Source organism: Berryella intestinalis (assembly GCF_000814825.1).
GTDB classification, from domain to species: Bacteria; Actinomycetota; Coriobacteriia; order Coriobacteriales; family Eggerthellaceae; genus Berryella; species Berryella intestinalis.
In genome coordinates this window covers 620,395-635,148 of the sequence record NZ_CP009302.1, presented here as the reverse complement: position 1 = coordinate 635,148, position 14,754 = coordinate 620,395, and the positions used below count along the sequence as shown (strand labels likewise).

Below are 14,754 nucleotides of genomic sequence, written 5' to 3'. Positions count from 1 at the left end.
GCGCATATGGAAGGTCCCGCACAAAGCACCCGAGCGCAGACGTCCTCGAGCACCCGGCGCTTCCGGAAAAAGGCCGCCTAGTCGGTATACCCCGACGCGGGAATGGCCATCATGGCCTCGTCGGAAAGCGCGGCCGTGCCTCCGAAGATCCAACCGGAGCACTGCTTCCAGGAAGGGGTGTTCCAACCCTTGCGGGCCACCTCGGTGATGGCGGACGTATCGTGGTCGGTCGCGAGCAGCAGGACCGAATCCTGCTTTCCGCACAAAGCCGCGCCCGTCAGCGCATCGTACCAGCTGTTCGCCGTGGCCACGCCCATGCCTTCGCGCGAAGCCCCTTCGTCGAGGCGCTTCTGGGCGAAGAGCTTCGACGTGGCGACCGCGTCGGCGCCGCCCACGCGCTGGAGGAAGCGGGATCCGAGCTGCTTTTCCACCGAAGCGGGAACGGCAGCGGTGCCGCCCATCACGATGACCTTCCGATTCCCGATGGCGGAAAGGGTCGTGCTCGACAGGCTGCCATCGGGCTGGGTGAAGAACACCGGGGCGCGCTTCGCGTAGGCGAAGGGAGCGGCGGACAGCGCATCGTGGAAGGTGGCGGCCGTGGCCACCACCGCGTACTCGGACTTGTTCCCGACAGCCTCGGCTACGGCCTCGGCCGTGCCGACGGCATCGGCGCCCGCATAGCGCTTGAGGTTCGAACCGGCGACGGCCGCGAGCTCGGCGGCGGTCTTCTCGGACACGGCGGCCTCGCCGCCCACGATCACGACCCTGGCCGGCTTCAGGCGCTTAAGCTGGTCGCGCGTCTGCTGGGGGACCGAATCGCGGTACGACAGCAGCACCGGCGCGCTCTCGCTACCGGCCAGCGCCGACACGGACAGCGCATCCCACCAGCCCTCGCCCGAGGCGATGACGACCGTTCCGCCCTCGACCGACCAGCCCGCATCGCTCGATACGATGGAGGACATGGTGTCAAGCGCGATATCGCCCGCCAAGCGCGGCCAGCCCGGCTGGGGCTTGGACCCTGTGATCACATTGCCGTACGCGTCGGTCTTCACCGCGGGGGCGGCAGGCTCGTCCGCAAAGGCCGCGCCGGCCGGAAGCGCGAGGGCGCACGTAAGCGCCAAGGACGCCGCCAGCATGGTTCTCTTCTTCATGAGGTTGGTTCCTTTCCAAATGACTCTTCTCGTCACCATTTGACTTTTATTCAATACAGTGGTCGATTCTCAATAATATATTTAGTTATGTCAATGAATATTGAATATCTTCTCGAAACAACCGCGACGCGAAAGGCGGCCGACAAACCCCGGGCAGGCACGCTTGACCGACCGTCGAGTCAAAATATGATGAAAACGCAGATAGAACGCCGATCCGACAGAGCCCCGGGGTCCGAAGGCGACCGACGATCGTCGACGCGAACAGAAATCGAAATCGTTTGACAACCGATACGGCGGACACAGATACTGTGCGGTAAGCGGCGCACACCGATAGCGCTGCGCGATTCCTCGAAAGGGAGGCTCTTATGGGCAAGTTCGAAATCAGAGAAACGAACACCGGCTTCAAATTCGATCTGAAGGCAACAAACGGCCAGATCATCGCAACTTCACAGGTTTATTCCAGCAAGGACGCCGCTAAAAAGGGCTGCGCGTCGGTCGTGAAGGCGGCCGAGGCGGGACGCATCGAGGACCAGACGGTCGAGGGATTCGCCACCGAGAAGAACCCCAAGTTCGAGGTGTACGCCGACAAGGCCGGCGAGCTGCGCTTCCGCCTGAAGGCCTCGAACGGCGAGATCGTCGCAGTCGGAGAGGGCTACAAAACCAAGGCCAGCTGCATGAACGGCATCGAAAGCGTCATGAAAAACGCCCCCGAGGCTCCCATCGTCGACGCCGAATAGCCCGGTAACCCAGCTTGAAGAAAAGGCCGCGCCGGCACCGCCCGCGCGGCCTTTTCTGCGCGCACCGATCCTGCAAGGGGAAATGAAAAGACCAGCGACTCGGCGCTGGCCTGGGAGTTTCATGGTGGACCGTCGGGGACTCGAACCCCGGACCTTGGGATTAAGAGTCCCCTGCTCTACCAACTAAGCTAACGGTCCATGAAAGGTATGTTGTCGCGCGTCTCAAACAGCGCTGGAACAGTTTAGCAGACCTCGAAGCGATTGCAAGAGCTTTTCCAGCGCGCTGGGGTGGATGATCGGACTCGAACCGACGACCTCCAGAGCCACAATCTGGCGTTCTAGCCAACTGAACTACACCCACCGAATGCGCAAGGAGACATATTAGATGCATAGCGGCAGAAAATCAAGGGGTCGCGGCCTTTTAATTCCCCCTTTCCCCACACACCCCCGATAAACGCAGAAACGCTGGACGTTTCAAGCCGCGGTAAAGTTATTCATCTGGGGATTCTATAATCATAGCTGCACATCATCGGCATACGCCGCCCTCACGCAAGGAGATCAATGGACGTCAAACCATCATCCGAGAAGCGCCTCGCCCTTCTCATCGACGCCGACAACGTTTCGTACAAGTACATCAGCGCCGTGCTCGACGAACTGTCCAAGTACGGCATCGTCACCTACAAGCGCATCTACGGCGACTGGACCAACCCCCAGCACGCCAAATGGAAAGACAAGCTGCTGCAGAACTCCATCCTTCCCATGCAGCAGTACAGCTACACCCAAGGGAAGAACTCCACCGATTCGGCGCTCATCATCGACGCCATGGACATCCTCTACACCAACTCGGTCGACGGGTTCTGCCTCGTGTCCAGCGACAGCGACTTCACCAGGCTCGCCGCGCGCATCCGAGAAAGCGGCCTCACGGTGATCGGCATGGGCGAGAAAAAGACCCCGCTGCCCTTCCGCACCGCCTGCGACATCTTCACCACGCTCGAGGTGCTCATCCAGGGCACCGAGCCCAAGGGCCGGCCCCCCAAGTCGCGCGGCGCCAACGAGGAGCGCTCCGCCGACGAGCCCACGCTCTCGCGCGAGAAGATCGAGATGACCGTCACGTCCATCATCAACGACAACCTGGCCCAAGACAAACCCACCACGCTCAGCGACGTGGGAAACCGCCTGCTCAAGCGCTATCCCGACTTCGACGTGCGCAACTACGGCACCAACCAGCTGAAAAAGCTGCTCAGCGACTTCCCCTCGCTGAGCATCGAGACGAAGGGCTCCATCGCCATCGTCAGCCTGGTCGAGCCGAAACCGAGCGCGAAGCGGAGGCCGAACAGGCGCTCCGCGAAACCGACCGGCGAGCCGGAAGCAGCGGCGCCCGCCTCGCCCGACCAGGGCGCCGAGGCGGCCCCGAAGCCCGATGCGGCGCTTGCCGGGCAGGCCGACGGCGCAACGCCCCAGGCCGAGAAGGATCCGGCCGCCGCGCGCTTCTCCGACGAGGACAAGCCCACGCCCGGACGCGCCTTCAGGAACCGCAGACGCGTCGGGAGCTCCAAAGAACAGGATCGCGCCGCCTCCGATCAGCCGAAACGGGAAGAAACCCAGCGCGAGGACGCCAAGCGCGCAGCCGCATCCGCGGTCGAAGCCGAAGCGAAGACGGAAACCGCGAAGCGGTCGGCGCCCGCCGATATGGAGGCCATTCGCGCCTACGTCGCAGCGGAAGTCGACCGCGCCGGCGAGCGCGGCGTGGCCATGCCCACCTTGGGCAAGCGCCTCCGCGCGCAGTTCGAGGGATTCGACCACAAGGCGTTCGGGTACCCCAAGCTCATCGATTTCCTGGCGCAGCTCGACGGAATCGCCGTCGATCGGCGCGAGCGTTCGAGCTACGCTATCGCCGAAAGGTTCGCCCCCGAAAACTAACCGCACTATCGCCTCGATCGACGACACCCGGAAGGATCCCCGCCTATGGAAACGCTCACACTCGCCCTGGTTCTTTTAGCGGCAGTGCTGGTTTCCGCCATCGTCGAGCAGATCCTTCCCAAGGTGTCGTCCCCCCTCATCCAGATCGGCATGGGGTCGCTGGTGGCGATCGCCGCCCAGGGGCATGTCTCGATCGAGCTCGAACCCGAGATCTTCCTCGTGCTGTTCATCGCTCCGCTCCTGTTCAACGAAGCGCGCGAAGCCGACAAGGCCCAGCTGTGGAAGAACAAGTCCGCCACGCTGGCCTATGCGGTCGGGCTCGTCTTAGTCATCGCTTTGGCGATCGGGTTTTCGGTGCACGCGCTCATACCCTCGATCGGACTGGCCGCCGCGCTCGCCCTCGGTGCCGCGCTCGGGCCGACCGACGCCGTCGCCGTGGCCGCCCTCAGCGACGAAGCCGATATCCCCGAGCGCCAACAGGCCGTTTTGCAGGGAGAATCGCTTCTCAACGACGCCTCGGGCATCGTCGCGTTCCAGTTCGCCATCGCTGTTGCGGCGGGCGGGTCGTTCGTCGCCTCGGAGGCCCTGGCCGACTTCCTCGTCGAGTTCTTCGGGGGGCTCGCCCTCGGCATCGGCATCGGCATCATCGTCAACCTGATCACCGCGAAAGTGCGCGACCTCGGACTGGAAAACACCACCTTCCACGTGCTCTACGAGATATTCACCCCGTTCATCGCCTTCCTCATCGCCGAGAAGGCCGGGGTGAGCGCCGTCATCGCCGTCGTCGCCTGCGGCGTCGCCATGTCGTTCGCGCGGCGCAACCTGGGTCCCTCCATCGCGCATATGAACATCGTCTCGGCCAGCGTCTGGAAGGTTCTGACCTTCACGCTGAACGGCGTCGTGTTCGTCTTGCTGGGCACCCAGATCCCCAACGCGTTTTTCGGCGGGTTCATGCTGCCCCTCGCCAACATCGAGCTTTTGGGGTACGTGGTGCTGGTGACCCTCATCATGCACGGAGCGCGCCTGCTCTGGTCGCTTGCCGCCGAGCGCATCGCCGACAGGAAAAGCGAGTCGAAGCGGGCCTTTCCCGAGCGCCTGCGCAGCGCGGCCCTCACCACGCTTGCCGGCGCCAAGGGAACCATCACGCTCGCCATCATGTTCACCATCCCGACCACTATGGTCGCCAACGGCGTGGTCGTGCGATTCCCCAATCGCGACCTGCTGATATTCATCGCATCGGGCGTCATTTTGCTGTCCCTTGTGCTGGCCACGTTCCTCGTGCCGCTCCTCGCGCCCCGCAAGAAAGAGGCCGAGCACCTCGACACGCGGCGCGAGCGGGCTGAAAAACAAGCCGATATCATGCGCTCGGTGATCGAGGAGCTCTCCGCGCGCCAAACCGCCTCGAACCGCCGCGCGACATCGGAAGTGATCAGGCGTTACAACGACCGTATCGCACGCGTCCTGGAATCGGGGGACATCGAGGTCGCATCCGACGCCGAAGTGCGCATCCAGGCCCTCCAGTGGGAGCAGGAACACGTTTGGAACCTGATCGAGCGCGGCGAGATCCCGCTGATCGAGGGTTATCGGTTCGCCAGCCGCCTCGAGCATCTCGAAGCGGCCATACAGCGCTCGGGAGGGCGCCTCGCCCGGATGAGATCGCGGATCGGCCGCCTTCTGTTGGCGGCGAGGACCTTCTGGCACGAAGCGCGGCGGCGCCTTCCCAGCACCGAGAAGGCCGACTCGGCCGCGATCATGCGCGACATCCAGGCACGGGCCATCAAGTACGCCATACAGCGCATGCAGGCCGAGATGGCCAGAAGCGGCACGCGCACCGAGGCGTACAGCAACCTCATCATCGAGTACCAGATGGCTCTCGCGTCCCTGTGGCTGTCCTCCCCCTCCATAACCGCGATCGCGAAGCGGGAGAGCTCGGTCGAGGAAGTGGTCAGGACCGGGCTCATCATCGAGCTCGAGCAGATACAGTCCGCCTACGAGGAAGGGCGCCTGTCGCGCAGCGAGGCGCGCGACATGAGGCAGAACGTCATGCTGATGCAGATCGATCTGGACAACCAGGTATAACGAAAGGGCCCCTCGATCGAGGGGCCCTTCTCATGCACCGCGTTCTGCAGCGTCCCGCCGACAAGACTCGGGCGGACAGAGCCGCGCCGACGCTTGGCGAGAGGCTACATTTTCTCGGGAGCGCTCACGCCCATCAGGCTGAACGTGAGGGCCAGCACCGTGCGCGTGGCGTCGGCAAGCGCCAAGCGGGCGCGCATGACACGCTCGTCTTCCCCGATGATATGGCAGTTCGTATAGAACTGGTGGAACAGGCTGGCCAGATCCTGCGCATAGTGGGTCAGGCGGAACGGGGCGCGATCGCGAGCCGCGAGGTCGATGAGCTCGGCGAAGTCGTCCATCCTGCGCATGAGGGCCAGCTCGGACTCGTGCGTGAGGACGCTCAGATCGACGTCGGAGCCAACGACCTTCGCCGCCAACTGGTCAAGCGTCAGCTCGCCCGCCTCGAGGGCGGCGGCGTCGGCCTCAGAGGCGGCCTTGCGCAGAACCGAGCAGATGCGGGCATGCGCGTACTGCACGTAGTACACCGGGTTCGAGGAGTCCTGCTTCTTAACCACTTCGATGTCGAAGTCGATGGGCTGGTCGCTGGAGCGCGACAGCATGGTGTAACGGGCGGCGTCGGTGCCCACTTCTTCGATGAGCTCGGAGAACGTGATCATCTCGCCGGTACGTTTCGACATACGCACCGATTCGCCGTTGCGGAACAGGTTCACCAGCTGGCCCAGCAGCACCTCCAGCGCGCCGGGATGCCCCCAAGCCGCCAGCATGGCCTCGCAGCGCTTGATGTAGCCGTGATGGTCGGCGCCCCACAGGTCAATGAGGTGGTCGAAGCCGCGGCCCAACTTGTTGTGATGGTAGGCCATGTCGCTCATGAAGTACGTGTACTCGCCGTTCTCCTTGATGAGCACGCGGTCCTTCTCGTCGCCGAAGGCGCTGGACTTGAACCACACCGCCCCGTCGCTCTTGTAGATGAAGCCCTTGGCGTCCATGGCCTCGAGGGCCTTGTCAATGGCGCTTTTTCCGGACTCGTCGGCAACGTAGAGCGAACGCTCGCTGAACCAGCAGTCGAACGTCGTGCCGAAGTTCGACAGCGTCTCGCGGTTCAGATCCATCATCTGCTGATAGGCGATCTCGCGAAACGCCAGCATGCGCTCCTCTTCGGACGCGCCTTCCCACTTGTTGCCGTCGGCGTCGATGATGCTCTGGGCGATGTCGGTGATGTAGGCGCCGCCGTAGGCCTGCTCGGGCAGCTCGACGTCGTGGCCGAGCAGCTGCATGTAGCGCACGGCGACGGAGTTCCCGAACACGTTCATCTGAACGCCCTGGTCGTTGATGTAGAACTCCTCGTACACGTCATAGCCCGCATGCTTCATGACGCGTGCGATGGAATCGCCGAGGACGGCCCAGCGGCCGTGGCCAACATGGAGCGGGCCGGTGGGATTGGCCGAGACGTACTCGAGGTTCACGCGGCCGGCCTCGGGGTGGGATCCGCGGCCGTAGTCGAGGCGCTGGTCGCGCACCGAGGCGACGACCGTCTGGAGCACCTCGTCGGAAAGGCGCACGTTGATGAAGCCGGGGCCGGCGATATCGACCGACTTCACCAGCGTGTTCGCGGGGATGTGGTCGACGATGATCTGGGCTATATCGCGAGGGGCTCGCTTCGCGACCTTAGAGCATCGCAGTGCGACCGTAGATGCCCAGTCGCCGTTGGATTCGTCACGCGGGCGCTCGAGCGCCGGTGCGGGAATCTCTTCGAGCGCCAGCGAGCCGTCTGCGACGGCTGCGGCAAGCGCGCTTCCGATAAGCTCTTCAAGTTGTTCGCGAATCGTCATTGCAAGCTTCTCCTATCGGGATCCTTCGAATGGGGCCAGACAGGGCCCCGCCCAAGCGAACAGCATGCACCGAGCCGGGCGCCTCTGTTCGCGAATGGTTCATTATAACGAGGATTGTCCGCTTTCAAGCAGATAGCGCACGGAATTCACCACACGTGCGCACGACGCCGCATTTTTACGCTATCATGTGGAAGCGCTTTTGCGCAGCGAAAGGCGCCCATGGCTCAACGGATAGAGCAACGGACTTCTAATCCGTCGGTTGCAGGTTCGATTCCTGCTGGGCGCGCCATGAAACACGAGGTCAGACGCTTGTCTGGCCTCTTCCTTTTCCTATCGATGTTTCTGATATTGCGGGTGATCACAGGCGGATCGGCGCAACGAAGCGCCGCTTAGCGCCGCCCGATTATCCGGGCGGCGCCTCGATGCCAAAAAACAGCTGGTTTGTATCGACGCGCATGAAAAAGCCCTCCGTATGCCAAAAATCGGTCGGTTTGCATCGGCGTGCGTCGCGCATAAAGACCATCGGATCAGTATGATCTGGCGTTTTATTATCAAAATCGCTGAAGGAGACGGCCACATTGCAAGAAAGCTCCCCAATCAGCGTACGAGAGAATGCAAACCCGTCGATTTTTGACTGATAGACGCCCCAATCACACACGCCGATGCAAACTTGTCTTTTTTTTCACAAATGGACGCACCACTCATCGCCGCATCTTATCCAAGCTCGAAATTTCACCGAAACCAAAACCAATCGAACTTATGGCGATTCGGAGATTCGGTCGACAACCCGCAAGCAAGGCCCCATACTGAACCGCAGCTTTTCACGAAATTCTTTCTTTTCGCATCGGGCGCGCCGCAAGCGCAAGACCCGTCGCACGGCGCAGGCAAAGCGCCTCCTGGAAACCCCAGCACCCATAGAGAAAGCGGCTCGCGTCAAGCGCAAAGCACTCCGCAAGAGGCGGGTGCGGCTGCATAACCTGCAGTTTTCAAGTGCATCGCGTTGCCCGCAAACGGCCCTGGGGCCTTGTTGCCAGGCGGCTTCGGCCAGAGGGCCGGTCGCTTCTGCGCGCTGCGAACGACGAGGAAGAAGAACATGACCAACGGATTCAAAGAACTCGGCCTTTCCGAAGCGGCGCTCAAGGCGGTCGACGCGCTGAAGTACACCGACCCCACGCCCGTACAGGAGCAGGCCATCCCCACCATCCTCGACGGAAGGGACGTCTGCGCCGCCGCGGCCACCGGCACGGGCAAAACCGCCGCCTTCCTGCTGCCCACCATGAGCAAGCTGGCCAAATCGAAGCGCGGCTGCGGCCCCCGCATGCTGGTGGTCACCCCCACGCGCGAACTGGCCCAGCAGATCGGCGATGTGTGCTTCACCATCAGCCGCCACACCAAGCACTTCCAGTGCACCGTGTACGGCGGCACGAAGTACGGCCCCCAGATCTCAAAGCTCAAGCGCGGCGTCGACATCCTCATCGCCACCCCCGGCCGCCTGAACGACCTGCGCGAGCGCGGCGTCGTGAACCTGCGCGACATCGACGTGCTCGTCATCGACGAGGCCGACCGCATGCTCGACATGGGATTCTGGCCCTCCATGGAGTCGATCATCGCCGAAACCCCCTCCACGCGCCAGACCCTGCTGTTCTCCGCAACGCTCGACAAAAAGGTGCTGCGCAGCGTCGCCCCCATCCTGAACAACCCCGCAACGGTGGAGATAGCCCATCACGGCGAGACCGCCAAGTCGGTCGACCAGTTCATCATGCCCATCGAGCACCGCAAGAAGCAAGACCTCCTGCAGGCCGTTTTGGACGAGAAGGGCTTCGACCGCGTCATCGTGTTCACCCGCACCAAGAACCGCGCCGAGGAATGCATGGAGCAGCTGCGCGATGCCGACTACGCCGCCGAGTCCATTCACTCCGATAAGTCCCAGTTCAAGCGCCGCCGCGCCCTCGAGAACTTCGCCAAGGGCAAGACGAACATCCTCGTAGCCACCGACGTGCTGGCCCGCGGCATCGACGTGCCCAGCGTCAGCTACGTGGTGAACTACGACCTGCCCGACATGGCCGAAGACTACGTGCACCGCATCGGGCGCACCGGTCGCGCGGGCGAGGTGGGCTACGCCATCTCGTTCGTCAGCCGCGAGAGCCGCAACGGCCTGAAGGACATCGAGCGCCTGATCGACCGCGAGATCCCCATGATGGACCTCGAAAGCTACGATCTGGATCCCACGCTTTTGTCGGCCAAGAGCAAGAAGGCCAAGAAGAAGCCGGCCCGCGCACGCGACATCGAGCGCGCCCGCGACTTCAAGCAAAACGGCGGTAAGAGCGCCTCTGCCGACCGCCCATTCAAGGGCATCCCCCGACCCGCCCGCAAGGGCGCCAAGGCGGACGATCAGCGCCGAGGCGAGTCGGGCGGCCACCGCAAGAAGGAAGGCTCGCAGCGGTTCAACCGCGACTTCGAGCCCAAAGACGCCCGCCGCGCCGGCCGCTCGGAGCGCAGTGAGAGCCGCGTGAGGCGCGCGCCCGGCACCGGCGAGGGATGGAAGGGCACCCGCGGCAAGAAGAACGCCTACGGGTTCGACATCGAGGGCGGCCGCAACGGCGCGCGCTCCGGCCACGGCGAGCGCAGCTTCGCAGCAGAGCGCCCCAACCGCAACCGCCGCAGCGAGCACGGCTTCGACGGGCGGGGCAAGGCCTCCAAGAAGCGCCCCGAAGCCGTGGAGGCGTCGGTAGACGGCGGCTTCTACAGCAAGGTCGCCAAGAAGGGTCGCCGCTAAGGCGCTAGAGGCCGCTCGTCTGGCGCCGGCCTCAGCGTCGGCGCCAGATGTCGTGGACCAGCCAGATGGAAAGGGCCATCGCCCCGGCATACCCGAAGAAGGACAGAAGCGGCATGCCCAGCACCTTCGGATCGGTCCCGTAAGGGGCGAACAGACTTGACCCTATGAACAGGCCCGCGATGACGATACCGATGGTCAGGCGGTTCATCATGCGCGACAGCGAGCGCATCGGGGCCTCGGAGCCTAGAACCTCCATGTTCACCTTGATCTGCCCGCGCGTCAGCATGCGCAGCACCTCGCCCGACAGCCGAGCCGCGCTCACCAGCCCGTCGCTCGCCCCCTTCAGGGCGATCGCCGCCGCCTCCAGCTCCTCGACCGCGGACTTCCCCTTCTCGACGCGCAGCAGATGCTGGTTGATGATGTTCACGATGTTGTCGTTGGGGATGTAGGCCGCGACCGTCCCCTCGATGGTCACGATCCCGCGCGACACGTTGGTGATGGCCGAGGGAAGCGTCACCTTGCTCGTGCGCGTCAGCGCGAAGATGTCGCTGAGGAAGTTCCCGATATCCAGATCGGCCACCTCGCAGGACCCGTAATCTTGCAGCAGCAGATCGAGGTCGGCGAGAAAGCGCGCGTGATCGACCTTCGACAAGTCCTTCGATGCGGCGAACGAGAACAGGGCGTCTTTCAGTTCGGACGCGCTGCCCGTCCCCACGCCTTTGATGATGCGGGAGAATCCCGTCCGCTGGCTGGGCGAGAGGCGCCCCATGATTCCCAGATCGATGTAGACGATCTTCCCCGCCCGCACGAGGATGTTTCCCGGATGCGGATCGGCGTGGAAGAACCCGTGCTCGAGCACCTGGGTGGCGTAGTTGTCGAGGATCTTCTCCCCGATCTCGGAAAGGTCGTATCCGGCTGCCACAAGCCGATCGGCCGCCGCGATGGGAATGCCGTCGATGTATTCCATCACCAGAACGTATTCGCTCGAATACTCGGGGTACACGCGCGGGCAGTCCACGAACACCGTACCGGCGTTCAGCCGCTTGAACAGCTGGAGGTGCCGGGCCTCGCGCTCGAAGTCGGTCTCCTCCAGAAACGTGGTCCACATCTCCTCGACCACGTCGCGGAAATCGAGCACCTGCTCGTCTTTCACCAAAGCCGCTGCACGGACCGCCAGCGCCCGCATAATGTCGATGTCTTGCGCCATCGTCTCCTTCACGCCGGGGCGCTGCACCTTCACCGCAACCGTCTCACCGGTTGCAAGCTGGGCCTTGTGCACCTGCGCGAGGGAGGCCGACCCCAAGGGCTCGGGGTCGATCGAGGCGAACACGTCGTCGAAGCGCTCGCCGTACAGACCGCGTAGCTGCCTATCCACCTGGTCGAACGGCAGCGGATCGCATGAAGTCTGAAGTTTCGCCAACTCGTCGCAGTACACGCGCGGCAGTATCTCGGAGCGCAGGGCGAGGGCCTGCCCGATCTTGACGAAGCTCGGGCCCATCTCCTCGAGACAGCGCCTGAACTCCACGGGGGTGAAGCCCTTCAGCGCATCGTGCTTGAGGGCGATCCCCGTGATCTGCCGCATGCGACGGAAACGGGAGAGCGCGTTGAACCGATAACGGCTGTCGGCGCCCGCCCGCCCCGTCGAGAACAGGTATCTGAGCAGCGTGTTTCCCGCCATGAAAGCTAAGGGGCTACGCCTGTCCGGCGCGGTCCGCTTCCCCGGTCGCGCCGTCCGGCCCCGCGTCGCTATCGCCCTTATCGGCGCTCGGCGCGGGATCCGCCTCCTCGACCACCGCTTCCACCTCGGCGACGACCTCTTCGGTCTCCGCGTTCTGGCGCTTGGCGAGCTCGGCCACCTTGGCCGCGAAGGCATCGCGCTCGTCGGGGGACATGGCCTTCATACGCGCCTCGAGCGCGGTGTCGCGCGCGGTCTCGGCGACGGCCGCCGCCTTGCGCTGCAGCTCGGAGTTGATCTCCTTGCCTTGCTCGAACGAGATCTCGCCTTGCTTCACCATAGCATCGACCAGTTCTTTTCCCTTCTCGGCGCCTAGGGAAAGCGCACCGAGACCCGCAAGGAAGACGCTTTTGAACCCATCGCCTATGACCTCGAAGCCGCTGTTGCGATTGTCCGTCATCTGACCCTCCTTCGCTCGTGGTCCCGAGGCCCTCCGCACAACCCGCGCGACACCTCGGGATACCGTTCGGGTGATTCGATAATGCACCAAATCCGAGCCGATCTCAATAGGCGCCGCCCCGAAACCCGAGACATCGAGGCGATGGGGCGCGAAAGACTTCCGGCCATCGGATGCGGAAGCGGGCGAGGGGGCTGCGAGAAGAGCCGCTCATCGAGAAACCCGGCGAAGTCCGAGATTCCGAGCGCGGAGGGCGAGGGCGGGCCGTACACTTGGGGCGTTAGGCGCTGCCGGTGCGGCGGCGATGGAACCGACTCGGGGAAAGAAGGAATCATGATGAAATCCGACATCGAAATCGCCCAAGAGACCGAAACCTCCCCGATCTCAGACGTCGCTGCGAAACTGGGGATACCGGAGCGCTACCTTGAGATGTACGGCAGCCGCAAGGCGAAGGTCGACTACAACTACCTGCGCGAGAACCCGAGCGAACCCGGCAAGCTCGTCTTGGTGACCGCCATCAACCCCACCGCCGCCGGCGAGGGGAAGACCACGACGACGGTCGGTTTGGGCGACGCGCTTTCCCGCATGGGGAAAAAGACGGTCATCGCCCTGCGCGAACCGTCCCTCGGACCGGTGTTCGGCATCAAGGGGGGCGCGGCCGGGGGCGGATACGCCCAGGTCGTTCCCATGGAAGACATCAACTTGCACTTCACCGGCGACTTCCATGCCATCGGAGCCGCCAACAACCTGCTCGCGGCCATGATCGACAACCACATCCACCAGGGCAACGCGCTCGGGTTCGACGCGCGCAAGATCACCTGGAAGCGCGCCGTGGACATGAACGACCGAGCCCTGCGCGAGATCGTGGTGGGCCTGGGCGGCAAGGTGAACGGGTTCCCGCGCCAAGACGGGTTCGACATCACCGTCGCAAGCGAGATCATGGCCGTGTTCTGCCTGTCCACCAGCATCAGCGACCTCAAAGAGCGTCTCGCGCGCATGGTGGTCGGATACACCTTTGACGACCAGCCCATCACCGCCGGCCAGCTGAACGCCCAGGGCGCGATGGCCGCGCTTCTGAAAGACGCGCTGAAGCCGAACCTGGTCCAGACCCTCGAGGGCACGCCCGCCTTCGTCCACGGCGGCCCCTTCGCCAACATCGCCCACGGCTGCAACTCCATCATGGCGACCAACATGGCGCTCGCTTTGGGCGACTACACGGTAACCGAGGCGGGGTTCGGCGCCGACCTGGGGGCCGAGAAGTTCCTCGACATCAAGTGCCGCCTCACGGGCGTGCGCCCCAGCGCCGTCGTGGTGGTCGCCACCGTCCGCGCGCTGAAGATGCACGGCGGAGCCGATAAGAAGCAGCTGGGAGACGAGAACCTCGAAGCGCTCGAGGCAGGTCTGCCCAACCTGCTGCAGCACGTCGAAAACGTCACCGGCGTATTCAAGCTGCCCTGCGTCGTGGCCATCAACCGCTTCCCCACCGACACCGACGCCGAGGTCGCCCTCATCGCGGATCGCTGCCGCGAACTGGGCGTGAACGTCGCTCTGTCCGAAGTGTGGGAAAAAGGCGGAGCGGGCGGAGCGGCGCTTGCCGAAGAGGTCGTCCGCCTGTGCGAGCAGGAAAGCGAGCTGGAATTCGCCTACGACGCCGAGGCCGGGATCGCCGACAAGATCGAGGCCATCGCGAAGCGCATCTACCGAGCCGAAGGCGTGACGATCGAGCCGAAGGTGCTCAAGGAGATCGCCAAGCTCGAATCCCTCGGTTTCGGGAAGCTCCCCGTCTGCATGGCGAAGACGCCCGCCAGCTTCACCGACGACGCCGCGCGCATCGGCGCCCCGCGCGGTTTCCGCATCTCTGTGCGCGACGTGAAGGTAAGCGCCGGCGCCGGCTTCGTCGTGGCGCTCACCGGCAGCATCATGACCATGCCGGGGCTGGGCAAGTCCCCTGCCGCCGAGCGCATCGACGTCGACGAGACGGGTCGCATCGTCGGGCTCTTCTAAAGGCAGCCGCGCCCTTCGGGGCGCTTCCATGGAAACCGAGGACTTCACCGAAACGAACGGCCGCCCGCACGCGCGGGAGCCGTTCGTTTCGCTATCATACGCGCATGCCGTCGAACCCACCAAGGA

10 protein-coding genes and 3 tRNA genes are annotated in these 14,754 nt (G+C 64.0%); 6 read left to right on the top strand and 7 right to left on the bottom strand.

Going from position 1 to position 14,754, the window contains the following annotated elements; all coding sequences use genetic code 11:
* Positions 1–77: 77 nt before the first annotated feature.
* Positions 78–1,151, bottom strand: a complete 1,074-nt coding sequence (locus tag JI75_RS02725; RefSeq protein ID WP_039688565.1) for a cell wall-binding repeat-containing protein — start codon at positions 1,149–1,151, stop codon at positions 78–80.
* Positions 1,152–1,516: 365 nt separating this feature from the next.
* Here JI75_RS02725 and JI75_RS09280 point away from each other — a divergent pair, with 365 nt between their 5' ends.
* Positions 1,517–1,888 (top strand): YegP family protein, encoded by a 372-nt coding sequence (locus tag JI75_RS09280; protein ID WP_039688563.1) that lies wholly within the window; start codon positions 1,517–1,519, stop codon positions 1,886–1,888.
* 122 nt (positions 1,889–2,010) lie between these two features.
* On the opposite strand, the gene JI75_RS02715 is transcribed toward JI75_RS09280, so the two are convergent.
* Together JI75_RS02715 and JI75_RS02710 are read right to left on the bottom strand one after the other, a co-directional pair.
* Positions 2,011–2,086, bottom strand: a tRNA-Lys gene (locus JI75_RS02715).
* Between the two features lie 86 nt (positions 2,087–2,172).
* Positions 2,173–2,249: transfer RNA gene (locus JI75_RS02710), tRNA-His, on the bottom strand.
* Positions 2,250–2,449: 200 nt separating this feature from the next.
* Between JI75_RS02710 and JI75_RS02705 the strand changes: the two genes are divergently transcribed.
* Positions 2,450–3,808 (top strand): NYN domain-containing protein, encoded by a 1,359-nt coding sequence (locus JI75_RS02705; protein WP_039688561.1) that lies wholly within the window; start codon positions 2,450–2,452, stop codon positions 3,806–3,808.
* A 45-nt stretch (positions 3,809–3,853) separates the two neighbouring features.
* The gene (locus JI75_RS02700; RefSeq protein WP_039688559.1) at positions 3,854–5,887 is read left to right on the top strand and encodes a cation:proton antiporter; all 2,034 of its coding nucleotides are present in this window, start codon (positions 3,854–3,856) and stop codon (positions 5,885–5,887) included.
* Between the two features lie 104 nt (positions 5,888–5,991).
* Here JI75_RS02700 and argS read toward each other — a convergent pair whose 3' ends face one another.
* The gene (gene argS, locus JI75_RS02695; protein WP_039688557.1) at positions 5,992–7,716 is read right to left on the bottom strand and encodes an arginine--tRNA ligase; all 1,725 of its coding nucleotides are present in this window, start codon (positions 7,714–7,716) and stop codon (positions 5,992–5,994) included.
* A 213-nt stretch (positions 7,717–7,929) separates the two neighbouring features.
* Here argS and JI75_RS02690 point away from each other — a divergent pair.
* Positions 7,930–8,005, top strand: a tRNA-Arg gene (locus JI75_RS02690).
* A gap of 114 nt (positions 8,006–8,119) precedes the next feature.
* On the opposite strand, the gene JI75_RS09155 is transcribed toward JI75_RS02690, so the two are convergent.
* Positions 8,120–8,374, bottom strand: a complete 255-nt coding sequence (locus tag JI75_RS09155; RefSeq protein WP_158407616.1) for a hypothetical protein — start codon at positions 8,372–8,374, stop codon at positions 8,120–8,122.
* A gap of 435 nt (positions 8,375–8,809) precedes the next feature.
* Here JI75_RS09155 and JI75_RS02685 point away from each other — a divergent pair, with 435 nt between their 5' ends.
* Entirely contained in the window at positions 8,810–10,492 is a 1,683-nt protein-coding gene (locus JI75_RS02685) for a DEAD/DEAH box helicase (RefSeq protein ID WP_039688555.1), read from the top strand.
* Positions 10,493–10,523: 31 nt separating this feature from the next.
* Here JI75_RS02685 and JI75_RS02680 read toward each other — a convergent pair whose 3' ends face one another.
* Entirely contained in the window at positions 10,524–12,170 is a 1,647-nt protein-coding gene (locus JI75_RS02680) for an ABC1 kinase family protein (RefSeq protein WP_039688553.1), read from the bottom strand.
* Positions 12,171–12,183: 13 nt separating this feature from the next.
* The gene (locus JI75_RS09210; RefSeq protein WP_052241538.1) at positions 12,184–12,627 is read right to left on the bottom strand and encodes a phasin family protein; all 444 of its coding nucleotides are present in this window, start codon (positions 12,625–12,627) and stop codon (positions 12,184–12,186) included.
* A 333-nt stretch (positions 12,628–12,960) separates the two neighbouring features.
* On the opposite strand from JI75_RS09210, the gene JI75_RS02670 reads away from it, so the two are divergent.
* A complete protein-coding gene (locus tag JI75_RS02670) occupies positions 12,961–14,628 on the top strand; it encodes a formate--tetrahydrofolate ligase (protein WP_039690402.1) in 1,668 nt (555 codons plus the stop codon).
* The last annotated feature ends 126 nt before the right edge of the window (positions 14,629–14,754 follow it).

Coding starts and splice junctions, on each gene's coding strand:
- JI75_RS02685 (WP_039688555.1), top strand. CDS start 8,810: ATGACCAACGGATTCAAAGAACTCGGCCTTTCCGAAGCGGCGCTCAAG.
- JI75_RS02700 (WP_039688559.1), top strand. CDS start 3,854: ATGGAAACGCTCACACTCGCCCTGGTTCTTTTAGCGGCAGTGCTGGTT.
- JI75_RS02705 (WP_039688561.1), top strand. CDS start 2,450: ATGGACGTCAAACCATCATCCGAGAAGCGCCTCGCCCTTCTCATCGAC.
- JI75_RS02725 (WP_039688565.1), bottom strand. CDS start 1,151: ATGAAGAAGAGAACCATGCTGGCGGCGTCCTTGGCGCTTACGTGCGCC.
- JI75_RS02680 (WP_039688553.1), bottom strand. CDS start 12,170: ATGGCGGGAAACACGCTGCTCAGATACCTGTTCTCGACGGGGCGGGCG.
- JI75_RS09280 (WP_039688563.1), top strand. CDS start 1,517: ATGGGCAAGTTCGAAATCAGAGAAACGAACACCGGCTTCAAATTCGAT.
- JI75_RS09210 (WP_052241538.1), bottom strand. CDS start 12,627: ATGACGGACAATCGCAACAGCGGCTTCGAGGTCATAGGCGATGGGTTC.
- argS (WP_039688557.1), bottom strand. CDS start 7,716: ATGACGATTCGCGAACAACTTGAAGAGCTTATCGGAAGCGCGCTTGCC.
- JI75_RS02670 (WP_039690402.1), top strand. CDS start 12,961: ATGAAATCCGACATCGAAATCGCCCAAGAGACCGAAACCTCCCCGATC.